This window comes from Bacteroides fluxus YIT 12057 (assembly GCF_000195635.1).
Lineage (GTDB): Bacteria > Bacteroidota > Bacteroidia > Bacteroidales > Bacteroidaceae > Bacteroides > Bacteroides fluxus.
In genome coordinates, this window is record NZ_GL882637.1 from 1 (window position 1) to 21709 (window position 21709).

Genomic DNA, 21709 nt, shown 5'->3' on the forward strand with positions numbered 1-21709 from the left:
TTATCAACTTAAATTAATTCCGCCAACGGGTTATATTAAGATATTGAAGCAGGATAATAGTTCTGTAGAAGATTTTTATGCCAATATCTTTATGTTTGAGCAATTTCTTTCATTAGCAACGTTACATACTGTAAACTGTTCCCAAATATTGCTATATGATAAAACAATAAATAATGAGAAAAGATTTTGTCATCCAATACAATTCCTCTATATTCAAGAAAAGATGGATATATCTACTGAAGTTAAAAGACATGAATTTTTGTTTGATTATAATCTAATTTCTGAGCAATATCCGAAAATAATTCATAAATGGTATAATGACAAAGAGGATATAGCACCAATAAGAGCACATCTTATTGATAGCATTCAAAATACAAAAATATTTTCAAGTATAGATTTCCTTATTGTAGTACAAGCTCTTGAGGGATTTTGTACTCGATTTAGAACAGAAGCAAGTCTTACAAAAATGCTTGAAGCAATTATATCCGAATTTTCAGATATTGATAAATTGAAGAATGATAATATAAAAATCAAACAAGTTGTAGATTCAAGGCATTACTACTCTCATTTTATGAATAAATCAAAGAAACCTAATACCCTTGATGGGTGGGAATTATATAATTTAACCTTTAATCTAAGAAAACTCTTAATTTGCTGTATTCTTAAATTTATAGGTTTCAATAATACACAAATAAATCAGATTTTAAATAATAGTCATAGTAATTTGTTGCATAAATGAAAATAGAAGGTTGGTAAAAATAGTCAGAAAATAGAGCCTTTCCCATTATTTATTTTTGAATTATATATGTAATAGTATAACTGTTTTTACTGACCTAAAAGAATTATCCAAAATTATTTTTTTATTTTTTTCTCTTCTGGAGCCATGAGTGTTATGCACTCCAACCAATCACCTCCCCCATCACTCAAGGTGGGGATAGTCCCCTCTACAACAATAATAAATTTACAATTATGGAAAGAAACTTGAAGTTCTTAAAAACAATGAGTGTAGCTGAATTTAAAGCACAGCACAATGTGGAAAAGATTGAAGTGAAAAGAAATGAGCACACAGGCAAGTGTTTCTTTGTCTATGGCTTTGAAACTGGAGCTTGTTCAAGGAAGGTGGAGACTGGAGAGCTGACAATACCAGTCATTTCAGAAGTATGCTCTGCTGAAACTGGAGATATATTCCTTCTGTTACATCAGAAAGGGGAAGGAGGGGCTACTACATTGGCAACTCTATAGAAACTAATAAAAATGCTCCAGAAGGGCAGTTGGATTAATAGTCTGACTGCCTTTTTTTTCTAAGTAGTTAATCATTAATAGAATATAGTCATGTTAAATTTAAGAGTATCATCAAAGAAGCAGGCTAAAATAAAACTTGCTCTACAAGGCTGTGCAGGCTCAGGAAAGACCTATTCTGCACTATTATTAGCCTATGGTCTGACAAATGACTGGACCAAAATTGCCATTATTGACAGTGAAAATGGGAGTGCTGATTTGTATGCCAGTTTAGGCAACTACAATGTATTACCCCTTCAAGACAACTTCACACCTGAAACCTATATTGAAGCTATAAAGATATGTGAGGATGCTAAAATGGAGGTGATAATCATAGACAGCATTTCTCAATGTTGGGATAACCTTCTGGAATACCATGCTAACCTACAAGGCAATTCATTCACTAATTGGCAGAAGATTACACCAAGAATTAATGCCTTCATGCAGAAGATTCTACAATCTCCAAGCCATGTTATTTGTACCATGAGGTGCAAGCAGGATTATGTTCTTAGTGAAAAAAATGGCAAGATGATTCCTGAGAAAGTGGGATTAAAGGCTGTCATGAGGGATGGAATAGACTATGAATTTACTATAGTCCTTGATATTAATATGAAGCATCAAGCCATTGCATCAAAGGATAGAACAAGTCTATTCATGGGTAAACCAGACTTTACTATTACACCCACTACTGGGCAAATAATACTGGATTGGTGTAATAATGGAGTAAACTTGGATATGATAAGGCAGAAGATAAGTCAAGCTAAAACTATTGAAGAACTTACCTCCATTTATCACCAATACCCAGAATGGTATCAGCAACTTACATCAGATTTCATGCAGAAGAAGATGCAGTTACAAGAAGAGAACAATAAACCTATTATCAACTATAATCCTAATTTTATACATTATGGAAGCAATGCAGTTAATGCCAGTACACAGAACTAACATGTTGATACAAACCTTCAATCAGCCAAAGTTTGAGGTTGAAACCCCAGTTGAAACTATAGAGACTGAAATTATCAGCTCCAGAAGGGAAAACAAAAGATTACCTTTTATAGAAGCCAATACCAAAGAAGTCACTATACAGCATCTAAGGGAGGAATGTGTAGTGCCAGTATTCAGTAAGGATAATGAGATTACTATCAGTCACCCTTCATTTATTGAAACTGTTTGGGAAGCTGCCAATCAGATATTTCCCAATGAGAGGATTGAAGAACCTGCAATCAGAGTAAGCCATGTCATTAAAGGCAGAACACCCGAAGCTATTCATAAACCAGTGAAGGATTTACTTGAATCAGACAAGACTATTTACTATGAAAGAATGATGTTCTGTTTTGAAATTCCCACTATCCATGAAGATATAATGGGCAATAGATTGAATCTTACTATTGGTGGAGTAAGGGCATATAATCATGAGAATCTATATAGTAAGAAAGGTGCAGAAAAGTTCAAGGTATTTATAGGCTTTAAGAACATGGTTTGCTGTAATATGTGTGTATCAAGTGATGGTTACAAGTCAGAATTAAAGGTGATGAGCACTACTGATTTATTTAGTTCAGTGATGAGGCTATTTCAAGAATACAATATAGCCAAGCACCTATACTACATGAGTGCTTATAAGGATAGTTATATGACTGAAAGCCAATTTGCACAGTTCTTGGGAAAGAGTAGATTATACCAATATCTCCCAATTGAACAGAAGAAAAGACTTCCTCAAATGCTGATGACTGATACTCAGATAGGGCTTGTAGCCAAGGCATATTACAATGATGATAATTTTGCCCTTCCTGAGAATCAGAATGCTATTTCCATGTGGAATGTATATAATCTGCTCACTGGAGCCAACAAAAGCAGCTATATAGATAATTTCTTGGATAGGTCACTCAATGCCACACAGCTTACAGAAGGACTAAATAAGGCTCTGTATGGAGAAAATGAATATTCATGGTTTATACAATAATCTTATATTTTCTATTTCCTTCCGGAGTATCTACTCTTATTTATCCATTATGTTAGGAAATTCTGTAGTGTCGAAAAAACTTGTAATGCACCTTATAGGAATAAAAATAAAAATTCGACACTTTACACTTACTTGGTTATATTTATATAGGAAGTAAGTGAGCAAGAGGTATTTTCTATGGTGACTGAATGGAGAACTGGAAAACAAGCTCCAGAAGGTAGTTTGGAAGAAAGATTGGATATGAAATGTCTTCCATCTTTTTCTTGTTATTCCTTCTGGAGTAGCTGGCTGTAGTTGGGTATTAAGATATTTGAACTGATTATAACATGGAGATAATGATAAAAGGCATTTTGAATATCACTATTGGATTGATATTCATGTGTATAATGGCTAAAGAAAGATAAAGGTGAACAGCCTTTGTATTGTGTTTATTGTTGTTGTAAGCCTCGGTTCCAGCATGGAATTGGGGCTTTTATTTTGAAAATATATGAGAATCAGAGATATGTAATAGAATAAATGGTACATTTGCCAGTGGTGGATATGAAGGTTATTATTACTTTTCCACTTCAAGAGCCTTAATGATAGATAAGAGAATAAGCTCATGCCTATGGTACTAATATGGATTGAAACCTATTAAAAGTAGCTTTCAGATGATTGTTTATATGTGGAAAGTTTTAACTTTGCAACAGAAACAATCAAATGATTGCTAATGAAATAGAAGTTTAACAAGACATATTAGATAAAGAAGTGTTTGCTTCTTACTTGTGAAGTCCTAAAATCACCACTTTGAAGACTAACAATCACAGCAGTAAGGGAGTGAATGCTCATACCATCAGGTGTGGGCTTTCCTTGTTTGTGATTGTAGGTGTTGTGGTGATACCTTGGACTCAGCAGGAAAGCACCACACTTTCTTTTTTGTAGTATGGCTACAAAAAGGCAGCATGGATAAGGACTATATTATATTTCAAGAGGATGGCTTATTTGGAGCTAAGAACCAAAGAGGGGAAGTTATCATTCAACCTCAATATATGGAAATGCAGCCATTCAGTTGTGGTCTATCTTTGGTCAGGAATCATCAATATCAGTATGCTTACATTGATATTGACAATAAACAAGTAGTTCCTTTTGGCAAATATTCTTGGTGTGACCCGCAATTTACTTGTGGTTTTTCTCGTGTAATGGAATATCATTATCTTGAAGAAAAGAATAAATGGGGTATCATTGACACATTGGAAAATATTGTTGTTCCTCTGAAATATGATAAAATATGGGCTATAAAGGAAGATTCTCTTTTTTCTCTCAAGGCTTTTCTCGGTGATAAAGAAGAAAGAATAAACCTTCACCAATTAGGCAATAAAGTCATTTTTGATGGTTTAACCTACATCTGTACTTATTCAGTAGAGGCATTTAAAGAATTAGCACATTGCAAGAAACTGTATGTCAAAGCTCAACCTAATACAAGGCAATTGTATTTTACTTACGGAGCTAATATAGGTTTTGTTTCTTTAAGAAGGATTCCCAAAGAACCAGTCATATCCATTGTTGCCAATAGTAGTGGTAAGATTTTCCCTTTACTGATGGAAAAGTCAGATATAGGGAAAACAACATTGCCTATTGCCAAGGTAACTTCTAACAAGAAAAAGACTTCCAAAACATATTCACATAGAACTTCTTTCTGGGATTATGAAGAAGAAAGGATGAATGATGTAGATAATTGGGATGACCCTTATGGAGATGAGCAAGCTTTCTATGATGGTTGGAGTAGGGAAGATGTAGAAAGTGGATTAGCAGATGCTTATGAGGGGTAATTTAGATATAAAATGAAATAATGATTGATTATAAATGAATAAAAATGGAATTTCCACTAACATTTGGTCTGCAAAAAACAGGTTTACCACTGATACTGACATCAGGAAAAACAAATAACTTTTGTTTCTTGATTGATACTGGTGCTACTCATAACACCCTATTTGACTTTGTATATGAACATTTTAAGAGTGAGTTTAAGCTACTTGAAGGGACATATAGAACAATGGGGATAGAGGGACACTACAAAGAAACCCCTATCATTGAAGCTACATTCAATTTTGAAGGGAGGGATTATACTTCCACCTTTTCTGTATTGGATGCTTCTGAGGCTATAAAACAAGTGCAGGATGAAACTGGGATACAGATTCATGGGGTACTTGGGGTACAATTTTTGATAGAGAATAAATGGATTATTGATTTTGAAACTTATAATGTAAAATGTAATGATTGAGGGCATAGCAATACTTGCCGTAGGAGCTGCAATACTTCTATATGCAGAGATGAAATCTAATAGGAAAACCATAGAGCAACAAGACTATAGGATAAGACATCTCACTGGTAATCTTAATGAGGAAGATGAGAGGGAAAATCAACAGCTCAGGGATGATTATCACTTTGACAAAATAATTAGGCAGATAAAATCAGCAGATGAATATGCAGAGTTTATTCCAGATGATATAGTTGAAGAACAAGCAAAGGATAAGTTCAAAAAGCTGTATGGATATGACTATAAGAAACGATGAAATAGAAGTATTTATTCAAGTAAAAGGTTTAGGCTTTACATTCCTTCTGGACAAAAGAATGAAACACAATTTGATTAGCCCTACTTTCTTAGCTTTCTTCAAAACAGATAAGCAGAAGGATTCTCTTTTGAATAATGGTATAGGAGAGGTAAATGTAAAACCTAAATATAATCCCTCCCTTCCTTTTCTTCCTGCTTATGTAGATAGTATTTCACTGGAAGATACATTCCATTATGTTGGGAAGAAAGTTGTTTGGTGCAGTGATAATAAGTTTAGAGAGCGTAAGGCAGTCAAACTCAATTTTGAATATGAGGGACACCCTTACTCTGAACTATTCTTTGTTGATAAGAGTGTTGAAGAGAACTATGCTATCTTAGGCTCTACCTTCTGGAGCAAATGTGATATTTTAAAATAATAGAAATTGTTATGAGAAAGAAACAAGAAACTTAGCATTACTAAATGCTGCTATTGGTATTGTATAAACCTTGCCAATGTTGGTCAATAGTTGTTCTATTGGCATTTTAAGAGAGTATTAATAGGCTGACAATCAACTATTTTTAGCATAATTTCTTGTAGACTCATAATCTGGAGGTCCCTGGTTCAAGCCCAGGCTGGTCCACAAGACAAAAGCAAAGAAAATTAAGCCGTTACAAGTACCTTGTAGCGGCTTTTTTCTTGCACACCGAAACTCCTTGCACAGAATTTGCACACAACCTTTGGAAAGTGGTCATAATCAATGATAAACGTGACACACCGGTAAATGATATTCTTTATTCTTCACCTATCAACTTCATACCTCTGTTTTCTGTCTCACAAAACATATTTCACCGTCCACAATATCCGAGAACTTCAATTTCAGCATGTCTGTCGGATTGATGCCGTTGCACAAGTAAATGAATATCCAGAGGTCTTTATATCTGTTAGTGGTTTCATTTTCACTCTTATAATCAAAAAATGGCCTTCAACTGTTTCTTTGTCAATCCTTTCTTTCTTCGTTTTTCAGTTCCTCAATCTTAGCTCGTATGGCACTGTTCAGAGTATCACCGGTAGCTTTTCCCAAACGTAAATTGAGCATATTGAAAGAGAATGTTCCTTTCTATGCCAGAGCTTCAACATTCATACGGACTAAAGATCCGGCAGCTTGTTCCATTCTTCTTTCGTCATGCAGATACCAATAGAATAATACGTGGGCTTTCTTTGATAATAAACCTTGATTTTAACAGGATATTTGCCTTCTTTGTTGGCAGTACGTGCATCAAGTACCGTAGAGACTACGATACCGTCTTTTGAAAAATTATACATGGTTTTAGTGATTACCCGCAAGCGGAATTGCTTACGATAGTCTATATATCCTCATTTGTATGGAATATAAACGTTTTAAAGTCTTTTGAATATTGGTTTTGAGTAGTTTAGACGTCAGTTTCAAACGGGTAAAAGACAATAGCAAGAATAGCATAAGAGTATAAACAGCTGTAATACAACAATATACTACAAAAACGAGAAGGCAAAGCTCTCTCAACAATCATAAGAAAGTGTCGAAAAACCGTATAAAACTAAATATTAAAAAACATCAAATAGCTTATAACCAATAGATACAGATAGTTCCCTTTGTTAATATACAATACGCTTATAAAAAGAGAATCAAACATCTATACAACGAATAATGATTACTGTAAAATATCTCGAAACATGTAATCTAAATAACTATAAATAAGCAAACTCTTTGTGGCAGTATTTGTATATACAACAAATTATAGGTAATTTTGCCACAGAAATTAAAGGAGACACTCATGAAAACGATTAATCAAATTATTGGAGAAAATCTAAAGAAAATTAGAGAGTTATCCGGTTTTACGCAAGAACAGATAGCTAAATCCATTGGGATAGAACGTTCTGCATATAGTAATTATGAAGGAGGAACAAGAGAAGTTCCATACGATATTTTAGAACGGCTTTCAAGTCTATTTGGTTGTGAGCCTTTTATTCTGTTTGAAGATAATATTCAAGCTGATAATGAAATTATGGCCACCGCTTTTAGAATTTCCGATTTAGAAGACGGTGATTTGAAAGAAATAGCTAATTTCAAGGATATTGTGAAATCATACCTAAAAATGGAACGAATAGCCCAAAATGAAGCTGAATAAATTTATTATAGAAAGACAAGTATCAGAGTTTCGTACAGATAATGGACTTAGTTCATCCGAGCCTATTACATTGAAAAGTTTGCTCCTAAAACTGAATGTACTTACAATTTTCAGACCCCTGTCTGAAAATTTTTCAGGTATGTGTTTAAAAGATAATTCCGGACACCGTTTTATGCTCATCAATTCTAATCAACCGCAAGGAAGACAGCATTTTACGATTGCCCACGAATTATATCACTTATTTATAGAAGAAAAACCGACACCACATAAATGCAATCCAGGATACAGTAAAAATAAAATAGAGCAGAATGCGGATATGTTTGCCTCCTCCTTATTAATGCCAGAAGCCGGAATTTGTCAGTTAATACCAGAAACAGAACTAAATACCAGAAACATTTCCATAGCAACGATTTTAAAACTTGAACACTATTTTTCTGTCTCTCGTTCGGCTCTATTATATCGATTATTAAATATTGGCCTCATATCAGAAAACACACGTACCCAACTTGCTGAAATAGGAGTAAAACACTCTGCAAGATGTTTCGGATATGATACAGCTCTATACGAAGCTGCAAATGAGGGGCTGGTTATCGGTGATTTTGGAGAGAAGGCACGTAATTTATTCGATAAAGAAAAAATTTCAGAAAGCCATTATATGGAGCTACTCAGTAAAATAAGCATCAATGGAACACAAGAAAACGAAAATAGTACTCGATGCTGATGTAATTATCCATTTTATAGAAGCGGGTAACTTTTCACTATTGCCTGATATATTCCCCGAATATGAATATATAATATTGGACGTGGTTTACAATGAAGTTTCAAAGAACTCTAAAACAAGAGGTTTCATAGATAATTATCTCTGCTACTTTTCTAAATTAAGAAAAGAGATATTTTCTCCCAAAGGAGAATCTATGAAAGAGTATTTCTCGTTGCAACGTAGATTGGGGCAAGGGGAAAGTGCGTGTATGATTTATTGCAGAGATAACCAAGATGTATTAGGGAGTAGCAATTTAAAAGACATAAAAGAATATTGTTCCCAAAACAATATCACTTATCTGACAACCCTTGACTTTCTGTATTATGCTTATTGTAGAAAGAAAATGACACAACAAGAATGTACCGAATTTATGCAAGCTGTAAATGATGCAGGAAGTAAACTTCCTATTATTGATATAACCCAATATATATGTACCGTACAAATCTAATTGCACACAATTTGCACACATCTTAGGAAAATAGAAGAAAACAAGAGATATTATTTGAAAAGGAAATATTATTTTTGGGCTTGGAAATCAAGAGGTATGGATATGAAAACTGAAATTAATAGAAGTGAGCTAAAAGCTGACGGAACATATAACGCCAATATTAGATTCACATTAGACCGCAAGACAAAACACTTATCCACCAACTTGTTTGCAACTCAACAAGATCTAACCCCATCCTTCAAACTTAAAGAAGACACTTTCATTAAGAGAAAGGTATATGCCAAGAGAACATTATACCACATTAAGGCATAATCATTGTCGTGATCATGACCAACGAAGCAGGCCATGATGTCGCCCTGCTCCTTAATGGCAGTAAAGAATCCACTATTGAGAAGAGGAGAACAGGCAGTTTCCATACGGGTACCGCGGAGGATGCCTTTTTCGTCGCATACCGCTTGGCTATATTCGGGAAGGGGAATTAAGAATGGCTGTCAATGAGATAGAGTAAGGCGGCACCTTTCGACTCCTGCAAAAATGATGAAATGCAGGCTCCTGTCACTTTGAGAAAACTTTTGGTTTAACAAAAGAGCAGAAGCCTGTATCTTCATTCTATCGGTTATGCCAAGTAGTCCTTCTGAACTTATTTGAATTGAGGCATGGTACTCAGTCTTCCTCCTTCGTTATACCGCTGGTTGTTTGGCAATCCGGGAAGTGCCACCCCTTTAGTCATAAGTTGTTTCAGTTCTTCCAGATGATAACGATAGACAGCCCTTGGTTCTACACCATGCTTTCGGCAGATTGACGCAGCCATACCGACAACTTCACCCATTGCGCCTGTGGTGCGCATGACACGTACAGTGCCTAAAGCGACATGCGTTACGCTGATGTTGCGGCCAGCCATGAAGAGATTATCCACATTGCGCGAATACAGGCAGCGGTAAGGCACAGGATAGGGATAGATGACAACATGATCCGTCGTGGCCTTAAACTCTCTACCAGGGAAGTGGTTGCTGTTTTCGGGATCCGGACGATGGAGGTCGATACTCCATGTCGCGGTAAACGACGCATCTTCGTGAGCGACATGTTTCGTCAAGTCATCCTCTTTCAAAATGTAGTCACCCATCAATCTGCGTGATTCACGTTTACCGGCAATATAGCCTACCCATCCCAAAGACCGTTTAGCATATTCAGCGTGTTTTGTACTGTGATTCTTCAAGTAGCTCCAGTTGGCATAGACAACCATCATACCGTAATCGCGAATCTCTTCTGCCTTGGTGATTTGATTGGCGTACATACCCGTTTCCCAAGTCCATTCACCTTGGGTAACCTGTTCACAGTTGGCCTCGTTGAAAACAATACCATAGTTAAACTCCGGGAATACGGTTTTATGTTTCCCTTCCTCGGAGTACCATTGAATTGAGGCTCCCATCGTCATACTATCTGGCCTTTCTGGTGCAGTCGCTTCACCGAATTCATCGTGACCTTCACGCCCCATGCGGTAATCAGCTCCAGCCAGATACCCTACTGTTCCGTCACCAGTACAGTCGGCAAAGAGGGGGGCTTCCAAAGCGATGCCTTCTCCTGTTTCAATATGACGGGCTGTCAAGGAAACGATACGGTCACCCTCTTTTTCCACAGCAACTACATGATACCCAAGGAAGCAGGTTACACCCTGTTCTGCCTTGAGCCAATTCATTTTTTTCTCATCTTCATAGTTGGCAGCAGGTTGCGCATTACCCTCTTTTAGAGGACCAAATTCCTTCTGCATTGCACCCAAAGCAGGATACTTCCCCAACTCAAGTGCACCGCCCAGATGCACACGCACCTCAGAGCTGTTGTTCCCACCGACTATAGGGCGGTCGCTAACCAAAGCTACCTTACAACCCAAACGGGCTGCAGCTACCGCCGCACTCATACCTGCCAACCCGGCACCTGCGACAACCATGTCGTAGCCACGTTCCACACGCGGTGTGGGAAGTAGGCCCATACTCTGACGGAAGGCATTCAAATCAGCCACATCAGAGGGAGGAACGGCCTCTTTATCAGTAGTCAGCCATATTGCATCCACACGGCCATCAAATCCGGTCATATCATGAATCAGCAGAGTAGCCGTCTTCTTGGATGCGCGAAAGGAACCGGCGTATTGCCATATCCACCCCTTTCCCTCGATACCTAAGCGGTCAGAGAGCCTTTTCGCATTGACAGAAATGGTAAAGCGTCCGGGTCCCTCACCCTCATGCCAAGGAGAAGTCCAGTTGTAGGTTCTAACGTAGGCATGCCAAACGCCTGTTTCAGGTAAGGCTACTTCTGTTTTTGCATCCGCTACAGGGCAACCTAAGCCGTGAGCTAGCAAATAAGGTGATCCCATCAAATCCATAAATTGCTGATCGACCACCCATCCGCCTTTAGAAGCAAAGTTCTCAGCTTCTACCATGAGGCCGGCGGCATATGTCATCTTTCCCATAGAAAGGGATAAGAAGATTAGGATAAAAAGTACTTGTTTTCTCATCATCAAGAAAAGATTTTGTTGTTATTCAATAGCTAATAAAAGAGATTTCCTTGATACTCAGTCTTGCCATCATCGACTTGGGGAGTGTAAACTTGACAGCTTTCACCTCCTGAGGTTGATTGAAGGAGGCAGTAAGAATCCCGTCTTTCAGAGAGGAAGGTACAGGAACAAACAAACCATCTCGCTTGCTTATTAGCAGTTCCACCATATCTGGATATTCCTTAGAGGCATCAAACAGTATTTGTATATATTTCACAGTTTTTAAATCCTTGAGTGTCACCGTAAAACTGCTGCCAGCAGGAACAGAATAGGGCGTAGCAAAGAAAGTCGTTTCGTCTCCATCAAAGGCATACTCTTTATGGTAGTAGCGTATTCCTTCGATATCAGTGGTAATGTCAGCAGCTTCTTTTAGAGATGGTATGGCTTCTTCAGTGGGCACAAAGCCTAGGTTGTCCAAATGGCTTTCTTCTGTGAAATCAGTATCAGTCCAGCCAAACAGTTTTTTGATTGAAGCCAGCTTTTTCTTGAAACATTCCCACGATTTTTGTTCAGGTTGATACCAAAGCACCTCCGCAAGGGCACAGGCACGCGGCCAAAGCATACGCTCTACTTCCTCTTGGGTGGTCACAAATTCTGTCCAAAGATTAGCCTGTCCTCCCAACACATACCCTATATCGCAACCATTCAGAGTCTTATCCAGTGGCTCCCATTCATAGACGCGACGGGTTGAGTTGCGCGAATAGCCAAAGTCGAAATAGCAGGGATCCTTTGGTGACAGTATCATCTGTAGTCCACGCTCTGTAGCCATGCGTTGTTGCTTTCTACCGTCGGTCTGCCATATCATAATGACGTCCTTCTGAGAAGCCGCCTGTCGGTCATTGATTTCATCCCAACCAATCATAAGCCGTCCTTTGGACCGAACCATTTGGCTGACACGTTGTGTGAAATAGTCTTGCAGTTCATGCCAGGAAGTCATCTTCTCGCGAGCATAGAGAGCTTGGCAACGAGGACACCTTTCCCAAATATGAGTAGCCACTTCGTCGCCTCCCAAATGAATGAGCTTGGAGGGGAAGATCGCTGTCAGTTCGTCTATTATGTCGTTGATGAAGACGTAGGTATCCGGATTGGATACGCAAATCATATTCTCTCCTGGACGTGTCCGTACCCCTTCATATTCTTCTGGATAGACTTGAAATGTACCACCGTGGCACGATAGTTCCGGCCTGGCTGTCAACAGAGCCTGGCAATGTCCCGGGAGATCTATTTCAGGAATAATATCAATTCCTGCTGCAGCGGCATAATTGACCAAATCAATGAGTTCCTCGCGGGAATAGTAACGATCTGACAGTTCAGGCACTTCTTCATAATGAGTCCCTTTGAGTGCCACTTCCGGATGGGTTTTCATATAGAAGCGCCAGCCTTGGTTATCCGTTAGGTGGAGATGCAAGCGGTTAAATCGGAACAAGGCCATCATGCGGATATCGCGTTTCAGCTCATTGATGCTCCAGAAGTGTCTGCTGCAATCAATCATCAATCCACGATAAACAAAACGGGGTGTCTCTTTGATGTATGTACAGGGGATCTTTTGCTCATCAGCAGCAGCTATTAGCTGGGCCAAATGAGCCAATGCTCGACTAGCCCCCTCTTTCGTTCCCGCTTGAATGGTCACACCCTTACGGGTAATCTCCATTTGGTAGGTTTCGTTTGTCAATGTTTTCACTTGGCGCAGGCGGATAGAAGCTGTCGATTCGGTGGATAATGTCAGCGGTTGTTTTATCAAGGGTGTCATGACCTCCTGCCAAAACTCCGTTGTGGTTCTCCAGTCATAAGGCGCCTGAATTGTCTTTATCTGACGGATGGCGAGTTCATTTTGAGTATCTATTCCAACAACCGGGAAAGGCCAAAGCAGCAAGATCGTGAGGATACAAATCGAATATCTCATATAAATCTTTAAAAATAGAGGAGATAACCAATCATCGAGAGAGAATGAACGATGACTGGTCATCTCTGTGAGTTTATGGTATCAAGATTGAAAACGGGCGTGTAAAGAAGTGAGGGAGCCTTCCTCCTTTTATTCTCACACGCCCTTCTTATGAAAAGGCTTGAATCATTAATAACCGGGGTTATTAGGTTTCAAGTTGCCGTTAGTCAGGATTTCGGTAGTCGGTATAGGCCACAAGTATTGACGGTCGTTCCAACTGCGAGTGGCAAGTGCTTGACATTTGCCGGCAGCCTCCAAACGTGAGAAGTCTGCACAGCCGTCCTCATCCACATCAGGAGTGAATGCCCAGAACCAGTCACCAGTCGCTACGACATTATCTATGCAGTCGCTAGCAGGATAAGGCATACCGTAAGTCTTGCGGCTCATAACCTTCTCAGCCAGTTTCCAGCGGATGATGTCGGTATAGCGCATGTGCTCCTTAGCCAACTCCATACGGCGCTCTACGCGCAACTGGTGACGCAAAGTGTTCTGGTCAGTCGAGGTGAATGCCGGATAGAGAGTGGTTTGACTCTTATCCACCCCATAGGCACGTGCACGCACGCTATTAAGCGCGTCGAGTACCGACTGGTCAATTTGATTCATCTCAATCTTTGCTTCAGCATAAGTAAGCAATACCTCTGCATAGCGGCAGTAGATAATATCTTGACTCACCTTAAAGCCATTCTGGAGCCATGTCTCATCAATGCCTTTTTTCCAAATCAGCTGATTGAACGAGGCGTATTGTTGGTTGGCACGTGTATCCTTGTTATAAACCATAGTACCCGTGTTATAGTTAAAGCACTCCAGAGCCTCCGGGTGGGGATTGTATTCATAGCCTAGCCAGCTTGACCCAAAGGGTACAATTGTTTCAGAAAGGCGTGGATCACGATTGGCAAACGGATTGTGAGGGTCAAAAAGCGGTGATTCATCGATTAACTTACCATCGGTGCAGGTGAAGGCCGCCAGTAACTCCCATGAAGGGCAAATCTGCATCCATCCACCTGGATTACGAGGCAGCTCATTGTACACGGCATTTACACCGCCATTATTCGTACCATAGTAAATATCATAAGAAGCATCGCGGGGCACCTTGAAGATAAATTCACTAGAGGTCTTGGTTGTAGAAAGGAAAAGGGAGCGGAAGTCCGGATGGAGGCTGTAAATGCCCAGATCCATGACGGCCTTGGCAGACGCAGCCGCTACAGTCCAATCCTCCATAATCAGAGCAACACGTGCTTTCAACGCAAGTGCAGCACCTTTGGTGGCACGCTGCAATTCGGAATAAGAGGTAGGTAAGACACAAATAGCATCATCGAAGTCTTGATAGATTTGCTTCAATACAATCGCCTTGTCTGTACGTCCCATAGTCAATGCTTCTTCAGTGCTCACGTCCTTGAGAACCAGAGGCAGGTCGCCAAACTTGATAATCAGTTTGGCGTATGCTGCTGCACGGTGAAATTTAGCTTCGGCAATCAGACGATTGATAACCTCGGCAGAAGCTCCGTTGTCGATGGCACGATGAGCTTTATCGATGACATTATTGGCTCGTGCAATAGCCTGATACTGTCCATTCCATAATCCGGTGACCCAGGCATTTTGTCCGTTTAGTGTTCCATTGTCAAAGTCAGTCAGGGTACTGCGGCAGATATAGTCGTCCGACCAGTCACCCTGTTGCTGTCCATCTTCCGGCCAGAACTCATACTTATAGAGCTCGTTCACGGCCATTTCCACTTCATTCTCAGTAGAATACCAGTTTCCGGTAGAACCGCTGGATAGCGGATTCAGATTGAGATCATGGCAGGCGGATAGCATCATGGCACCGCCCAACAGGTAGGTATATATCTTTTTCATATATCTTCTTTATAGTTTTAGAAATTCACAGAAACGCCAAATACAACAGATGTGGTAATCGGATAGCCATCCGAGTTCACTTCAGGGTCCCAACCCTTGGGAGCACTACTGATGCAGAAAAGGTCGCTGCCGCTCACGTAGAAGCGTACATTGTTCATATTCACCTTCTTCACCCAAGCCTTGGGTAGAGTGTAACCCAACGACAGGTTTTTCAATCGGATGTAGCGGCTATTGTAGAGCCAGTAGTCAGACATACAATAGTTAGCATCACGACTCGTACGTGATAGACGGGGGTAGATAGCTACCGCATTCTCCGCATCACTCTTATAGGCACTCCAATAGTTGTTGTCGAGGAGGGTGGGAAAGTTCAGCCAGTTGTCTTGTAGTCCTTCAATCATGTTGGCGTCAATGCGTGAGTTTTGGCTACCTACACCTTGAAAGGTGATACCAAAGTCAACCCCTTTGTAGGCTGCATTGAAAGAAAGACCATAGATAAAGTGGGGCAGAGAACCACCGAGCAGAACGCGGTCATATTCAGGTGTAATAACACCATCGGGCACACCGTCGGGACCGGAGATATCCTTGTACTTGATATCACCGACCTGGACGTTATTGTTCAGTTTCGGAGAACTCTCGACATCCTTTTGTGTCAGGAATAGACCATCGCTCAGATAGCCGTACCATTCGTTGAACTCACTGCCTTCCATCTTGACCTGACTACCCAGAAATTGCGTACCGTTAAGATTACCCATCTTAGAGGTGAAGTCAGAGAGGTTAGCGGTAACGGAGTAGGAGAAATTACCACGAGAGTCACGCCATGTAAGTTCCAGATCCCAGCCTGTGGTGTTCATCTTGCCAGCATTGACTTCTGGGTTGTTGTAACCAATGAAGTGAGGAATCTCGAGTGCCAAAAGCATATCCTTGGTCATTTTCTTATAGTAGTCAGCAGAAAGATGCAGACGGCTATCCAAGAAACTGGCATCCAAACCGACATCCCAGGTCTCGGTAGTTTCCCAAGAAATGTTATGTACGGCATAATTCAATTGTGCGGCCGTAGTCACGGATGAAACGACGCCATTGGCATTTTCAAACAGTGCATTGCCGTAGTTAATAGAAGCTTGGTAAGGATAATAATTGGGAACCCAGTTGTTATCCTCGTCATAACCACCAATACGTTCGTTGCCCAAGCGCCCCCAAGAACCTCTCAACTTTAAGTAAGAAAACCAATCCATATGGGCTTTTTTGAAGAAACTCTCTTCAGATACAACCCAACCCAAGGATACACTGGGAAAGTTGGCCCAACGGCAATCAGAAGCAAAGCGTGAACTTCCATCGCGTCGGAAGTTAACCTGCAGCAGATAGCGGTTGTCGTAGCTGTAGGTTGCGCGCCCAAAGAGTGAACGGTAAGCATACTCCTCTGCATTACCGCTGTTGTCACGGTAGTCTTTTGACCCTAAATCGAGATAGGGGTAATTGCTCAGTTGGTATTGGTCACGTGAAGCCATTAGGTTTTCCCACTTGATATAGTAGTCCTCATAACCGGCCATTACAGTGAAGTCATGCTTGCCAAGTGTCTTAGCGTAGTTGGCAAAGAACTGCGTAGTGATATCATTCCAATCATTACGGTTTTCCTTCAGGCTGGTGGTTTTGTAGCCACCCATATAACCTGCAATGGATGTAGGATCGTCAGCTGTGCTGTAGGGTATTTGCTTATTGAAGATTTTCTTCTTGACATTATTGAAGTTAGGCGCAACGACAGCAGAAATTTTCAGTCCTTCAATCGGTGTAATATCCAAGCCAGCCTTTCCGCCGACATTCATATCATACGTTGTTTGTGTGCCACCGTCAGTAATTTTGGCAAGCATATTTTCACCATCCTTCACATCGCCCCATCCGCCATGGCTCCATCGTACGGCATAGATAGCGGGAATCTTCATACCACCTGCACCCATCGGGTTTGAGTTAGGCGTAATGGACTTGGCGCGCGAGAAGTTGAAATCAAGGTTAGCAGAAATGTATTTGTTTATTTTAAAGTCGTTGTTTACACGCACCAGGAAGCGATTATAGTTCTTATTAATATAAAGCCCGTTGGTCTCGTCGTAGCGGAATGATGCTTTTGTACGCACGATTTCCCCACCGCCTGCGATATTGACCGTATGCGTCTGTCGGGGTGCTGAACTTTTGAGCAATACATCCTTCCAGTTCGTGATGGGATAGTTGTCCGGATCGGTCATGTTGTTGGTAACCCAGCTATTAATCAAATTTTCAGGATAGGTCTGAAAGCGTCCACCATCAGGGTTATCGTTGTATCGCGTTTCATTGAGCATCTCCATATATCGTATGGCACCTACGTAAGTCGGGAGTTTTGTCGGGAGTTCCCAACCATACTCAAAGTTGTAGCTCATAGCCATATCACCTTTCTTGGCGCGTTTGGTCGTGATGACGATAACACCGGCAGCGGCACGGCTACCATAGATAGAGGCCGAGGCTGCATCCTTGAGGACAGACATACTTTCCACATCTTCTGGATTTACCTGGTCAATATCACCGGGAATACCGTCAATGATAACTAGCGGACTTGTATCACCGATGGTAGTCACACCACGCACTTGGATAGAGGCTTTCGCACCTGGAGCTCCATTGTTGCGGCTCACAGTGACACCAGACATCATACCTTGCAGTGAAGAAGAAAGTTGGGTGGTGCGGCGAGCTGCGATGTCGTCACCCTTAACAGCTGTCATAGCACCGGTTAGGTCTTTCTTTTTCATCGTACCATAACCGACTACAACCACCTCGTCCAACATGGAGGCATCCTCTTTCAGTACGATGTCTAATGAGCGGCGATTGCCAACACTTATGATTTGAGCTTGATAACCGATGAACGTAATATGTAAGCGGGCACCAACGGGAACTTCAAGGGTAAAATCACCATCAATGTTGGTAATTGTACCCATGGTAGTACCTTCAATAACGATGTTAGCACCGACAATAGGGTCATCATTGACGTCTTTGACTACACCCTTTATTGTAACGGACTGCATGGCATCGCTATCTTCTTTTTGTTGGCCGTGCTGAGACAATATCATAATATTTTTCCCCTCCAGGATATAGCGTAATTTTGCTTTCTTGAGGACCTCATTCAGAATTTCGCTTACCGGCTTATTTTGAGCATTAATGGTTACTTTCTGCTGAATATCAACATCTTCTCCCGAGAAGACGAACAGATAATCTGTCTTCTTTTCTATTTCGTCAAATACTTTGCGTAAAGAGGCTTGTTCCAAAAAGAGACTTACTTTGGTCGATTGTGCCCATAAATGCGTGTAAGTTGTCTGTAAAAAGAAACACACGCAAAAAAATGCAAATCTTACTATGTGATTCAAAGAATTATTCATATATTAGCATTCGTTTTATTTTATTTCTTAAGACTAAAAAAGGTTTGTCACCATATACTTTTGGTGATAGGCGTATTAATGAGGTCATGTTGCAGCATGGCCTCATTTTATCTGAGAGGTTGTTACATTTCTTTGTGTATATCCATAGGCATTCTCATTTTAAATGTTAATTAATAGTAATCGTATTGGTTTCTTCATCCTTTTCAAAGGTGAAATTCCGACCAATGCTCAATACCCGCATCACGTGCATGATACCATCGGTGATATGGAATTTACCGGTGAAGCGCGTTTGGAGTATATTATTGTTGTTTGTCACAAAGTGAACATCGTAATAGAGTTCCAATTTGTTCAACATGGCGCTGAAAGGGGTATTCTCGAAGCAGATTAGTCCTTCACGCCAGCGGAAGTGTTCATCTGCAAGGAGCTTCTTCTTGACTAAAATGCCATTCTTCTCAGTGACAAGTTGACCAGGGGACATCTTCATGAGCGTCTTGCTGTCGTTTGCTCTTATGATATCAATTGCTCCTGTAACCAGGGAAGCCTCCCAGACGGAGTCTTTATGGTAGGCCATGACATTGAATTCTGTACCTGTTACACGAATATGATGTTTACAGGTCTCCACAATAAAAGGTGATTTCTTGTTTGGTGCGACTTTAAAGTAGCCCTCTCCATCGAGGTTGACTTTCCGTTTAGATGAGAAGAAACCATTGCTAAAAGACAGTCGGCTACCAGAATTTAGCCAAACATGTGTTCCATCAGACAAGAGTAACTCTACATGTTGTCCTGCTGGCACAACGATGGTTTGTTTCCCATGATTTTTCTGAAAGAATGAGGCCATGCCTGTCATATAGGTTACTCCGACCGCAATCAAAATCATAGCGGCAATTCTCACCCCCCAAGCAATCCATCGGCCAATCCGACGAGTAGTGGGCATCACTACCGTTCTCTCCTTCTTTTTTTCATCTCCTGTTTGCCAAAGCGTAAGGTCATAGAGGTGGCGCATGGCACGGTATTCGTGCATGTGCTCTTCATCTTCAGCTAACCAATCCATGACTTGTTGGATCTCTTCCGCCGATGCCTCACCGGCAATGTACTTTTGTAATAATTCTGTCATTCTTTTTGCTTTAGTTATAAGTAAAACGTATCATCGTTCCGATACCCTAAACAGGATATTTGTTTTTGCGTTTATTAACGCTTTCATCCGGTAAAATATAGTAATCATTTAAATTTATGGCCTTCAATTTATTATAAACGATCTTAGAGCCTACGGATTTGAACCAAAAGAATATCAACGATATCAAAGCCCTCTATAATTCAAGGGAAGTGAATTTATTTAATTTCCAATCACGGCCATTTTTAGTGGACAGCAGTAATTTATTAAGAGAAAATCTATATCTTTGCGCTACGTCAAACAATCTAAAAACGGCTATTGCAACATGTCTGTATTGGAGAGGAAGAACACGTTCAATGAGATTTATACGGCCTATTACAGGCGGTCATTTCTCTTTGTGCGCTCCTATATACATGATCCAATGACTTCTGAGGACATCGCTTCAGAATCACTAATAAAATTATGGCAATATTTGCCTGACCATCCAGAAATAAACATAGAGCTTTTTTTACTGACCATCTTGAAGAATAAGGCCTTGGATTACCTTCGTCACGAGCAGACGAAACAACGGGCTTTGAAGCACTTGGAGGAAACACACCAAAGAGAGTTGGATTTGCGCATTTCTTCTTTGCAGAATTGTGACCCAGACCAGATATTCTCCAAGGAGATACTTTATCTCATTAACCAGACTCTTGACTCACTTCCTGAACGCACACGTTCAATCTTCAAGATGAACCGTTTCGAGAATTTAACCAACCGTGAGATAGCCGATAAGATTGGACTCTCGGTTAAGGATGTTGAGTATCACATGAGCAAATCGCTTAAAATACTTCGTATTGCGCTGAAAGATTATCTACCTGTCCTTGCTTTCTTTTCTAATGACGCATTTCAGCGTATTCTTTCTCTAATCAATCCTGTATTTACTGACAATCTAATGAAATAAAAATAGGTTCCTCTCTCTCATTTCAGTAGAATAATGCTTGACTTGCTGATAAGAGTAGAATTTCATACCTTTGCCATCAAACAAATGTCTGCCGATGGCTTACTTATTTGTTTTAATAGAGTTCATTAAATGGTTAGTATCATGAAATATGGAGTAACCCAACATACATTACTCATCACAGCCGGAACCATCTGGTTGTTGGCCGGCATAAACATCCTGCGCATTGGTTTGACTTGCTGGATAGGCGACCATCAATATTGGCTGTTCAAGGTCTGCGAAGCAACTCTTGTTTTTCTTTTGTTTTTCGGCATTATCTTCCACAAACTATATAAGAAACATACGTTCCGCATCTCACAAAAGCAAGGAAAACATTGTCCTTTCTCCTTCTTTGATATAAAGGGATGGATCATTATGATATCCATGATTACAATCGGAATAGTTGCACGGGGCTACCACCTGCTTCCCGATTCTTTCATTGCCGTATTCTATACCGGATTATCCCTGGCACTTATCGGCACCGGATTACGCTTCATCAAGTATGGGTGGAAAAATAAAAGGCGAAACAAACTTTAAAACACATATACACAAAAGAACCGTTTGCATTTGACATTCTTCTTAACAGAACAATTTCTAATATTTATTAAAACAACCTGTTTTCTTATGCTATGGGCGGGAGCCTTTATTTCCAAACTCATTGTCAGACAACATCTTTCTTTTTAGATGGTATGTTTTAGGGGAAATGATGTATTTTCAACTTCCTTTGATAGCTTTTCAACTTAT

The 21709-nt window shown here is 40.2% G+C and carries 19 protein-coding genes and 2 pseudogenes; 14 read left to right on the top strand and 7 right to left on the bottom strand.

Features of this window, described 5'->3' with window-relative positions; all coding sequences use genetic code 11:
* The 9 genes from HMPREF9446_RS09680 to HMPREF9446_RS09715 form a co-directional block, all read left to right on the top strand.
* On the top strand, positions 1-739 hold a 739-nt coding region (locus tag HMPREF9446_RS09680; protein WP_009125439.1), incomplete at its 5' end, for a HEPN domain-containing protein.
* Positions 740-969: 230 nt separating this feature from the next.
* Positions 970-1242 carry a hypothetical protein gene (locus HMPREF9446_RS09685; protein ID WP_004289510.1) on the top strand — a complete coding sequence of 91 codons (273 nt, stop codon included), beginning with the start codon at positions 970-972 and terminating at the stop codon, positions 1240-1242.
* A 90-nt stretch (positions 1243-1332) separates the two neighbouring features.
* Positions 1333-2223 carry an AAA family ATPase gene (locus tag HMPREF9446_RS09690; protein WP_009125440.1) on the top strand — a complete coding sequence of 297 codons (891 nt, stop codon included), beginning with the start codon at positions 1333-1335 and terminating at the stop codon, positions 2221-2223.
* The gene (locus HMPREF9446_RS09695; protein ID WP_009125441.1) at positions 2186-3238 is read left to right on the top strand and encodes a DUF3871 family protein; all 1053 of its coding nucleotides are present in this window, start codon (positions 2186-2188) and stop codon (positions 3236-3238) included. The genes HMPREF9446_RS09690 and HMPREF9446_RS09695 overlap by 38 nt, the downstream gene beginning before the upstream one ends.
* 786 nt (positions 3239-4024) lie before the next feature.
* Positions 4025-4159 (top strand): hypothetical protein, encoded by a 135-nt coding sequence (locus HMPREF9446_RS19305; protein ID WP_004289309.1) that lies wholly within the window; start codon positions 4025-4027, stop codon positions 4157-4159.
* A gap of 20 nt (positions 4160-4179) precedes the next feature.
* Positions 4180-5046: a WG repeat-containing protein gene (locus HMPREF9446_RS09700; protein WP_009125444.1), complete on the top strand. Its 867-nt coding sequence runs from the start codon at positions 4180-4182 to the stop codon at positions 5044-5046.
* Between the two features lie 44 nt (positions 5047-5090).
* Positions 5091-5498, top strand: coding sequence for a pepsin/retropepsin-like aspartic protease family protein (locus HMPREF9446_RS09705; RefSeq protein ID WP_009125445.1), 408 nt, complete (start codon positions 5091-5093; stop codon positions 5496-5498).
* Positions 5491-5790, top strand: a complete 300-nt coding sequence (locus HMPREF9446_RS09710; RefSeq protein WP_009125446.1) for a hypothetical protein — start codon at positions 5491-5493, stop codon at positions 5788-5790. Before HMPREF9446_RS09705 ends, HMPREF9446_RS09710 begins: the two co-directional genes overlap by 8 nt.
* Entirely contained in the window at positions 5765-6205 is a 441-nt protein-coding gene (locus HMPREF9446_RS09715; RefSeq protein WP_009125447.1) for a hypothetical protein, read from the top strand. The genes HMPREF9446_RS09710 and HMPREF9446_RS09715 overlap by 26 nt, the downstream gene beginning before the upstream one ends.
* 381 nt (positions 6206-6586) lie before the next feature.
* Here HMPREF9446_RS09715 and HMPREF9446_RS19385 read toward each other — a convergent pair.
* A pseudogene (locus tag HMPREF9446_RS19385) lies at positions 6587-7092 on the bottom strand (Arm DNA-binding domain-containing protein); the annotation flags it as partial.
* Positions 7093-7580: 488 nt separating this feature from the next.
* On the opposite strand from HMPREF9446_RS19385, the gene HMPREF9446_RS09720 reads away from it, so the two are divergent.
* From HMPREF9446_RS09720 to HMPREF9446_RS09730, 3 genes are read left to right on the top strand one after another with little or no spacing between them, the layout of a single operon-like run.
* On the top strand, positions 7581-7934 hold the full coding sequence (locus tag HMPREF9446_RS09720) for a helix-turn-helix domain-containing protein (RefSeq protein ID WP_009125451.1): 354 nt from the start codon (positions 7581-7583) through the stop codon (positions 7932-7934).
* The gene (locus HMPREF9446_RS09725; RefSeq protein ID WP_009125452.1) at positions 7921-8655 is read left to right on the top strand and encodes an ImmA/IrrE family metallo-endopeptidase; all 735 of its coding nucleotides are present in this window, start codon (positions 7921-7923) and stop codon (positions 8653-8655) included. Before HMPREF9446_RS09720 ends, HMPREF9446_RS09725 begins: the two co-directional genes overlap by 14 nt.
* Positions 8618-9142: a hypothetical protein gene (locus HMPREF9446_RS09730; protein WP_009125453.1), complete on the top strand. Its 525-nt coding sequence runs from the start codon at positions 8618-8620 to the stop codon at positions 9140-9142. Before HMPREF9446_RS09725 ends, HMPREF9446_RS09730 begins: the two co-directional genes overlap by 38 nt.
* Before the next feature lie 275 nt (positions 9143-9417).
* Here HMPREF9446_RS09730 and HMPREF9446_RS19105 read toward each other — a convergent pair.
* The 6 genes and pseudogenes from HMPREF9446_RS19105 to HMPREF9446_RS09760 all read right to left on the bottom strand — a co-directional run.
* A pseudogene (locus HMPREF9446_RS19105) lies at positions 9418-9627 on the bottom strand (metallophosphoesterase family protein); the annotation flags it as partial.
* A gap of 155 nt (positions 9628-9782) precedes the next feature.
* Entirely contained in the window at positions 9783-11606 is a 1824-nt protein-coding gene (locus HMPREF9446_RS09740) for an FAD-dependent oxidoreductase (RefSeq protein ID WP_410510780.1), read from the bottom strand.
* Positions 11607-11676: 70 nt separating this feature from the next.
* On the bottom strand, positions 11677-13593 hold the full coding sequence (locus HMPREF9446_RS09745; RefSeq protein WP_009125457.1) for a beta-N-acetylhexosaminidase: 1917 nt from the start codon (positions 13591-13593) through the stop codon (positions 11677-11679).
* A 168-nt stretch (positions 13594-13761) separates the two neighbouring features.
* Positions 13762-15483, bottom strand: coding sequence for a RagB/SusD family nutrient uptake outer membrane protein (locus tag HMPREF9446_RS09750; RefSeq protein WP_009125458.1), 1722 nt, complete (start codon positions 15481-15483; stop codon positions 13762-13764).
* A 17-nt stretch (positions 15484-15500) separates the two neighbouring features.
* Entirely contained in the window at positions 15501-18875 is a 3375-nt protein-coding gene (locus HMPREF9446_RS09755) for a TonB-dependent receptor (RefSeq protein WP_009125459.1), read from the bottom strand.
* 166 nt (positions 18876-19041) lie between these two features.
* Positions 19042-19989 carry a FecR family protein gene (locus tag HMPREF9446_RS09760; protein ID WP_009125460.1) on the bottom strand — a complete coding sequence of 316 codons (948 nt, stop codon included), beginning with the start codon at positions 19987-19989 and terminating at the stop codon, positions 19042-19044.
* Between the two features lie 322 nt (positions 19990-20311).
* Between HMPREF9446_RS09760 and HMPREF9446_RS09765 the strand changes: the two genes are divergently transcribed.
* Together HMPREF9446_RS09765 and HMPREF9446_RS09770 are read left to right on the top strand one after the other, a co-directional pair.
* Complete coding sequence (locus HMPREF9446_RS09765; RefSeq protein WP_009125462.1) at positions 20312-20929, top strand: RNA polymerase sigma-70 factor; 618 nt, start codon at positions 20312-20314, stop codon at positions 20927-20929.
* Positions 20930-21070: 141 nt separating this feature from the next.
* The gene (locus tag HMPREF9446_RS09770) at positions 21071-21502 is read left to right on the top strand and encodes a hypothetical protein (protein WP_039968999.1); all 432 of its coding nucleotides are present in this window, start codon (positions 21071-21073) and stop codon (positions 21500-21502) included.
* Positions 21503-21709: the final 207 nt, after the last annotated feature.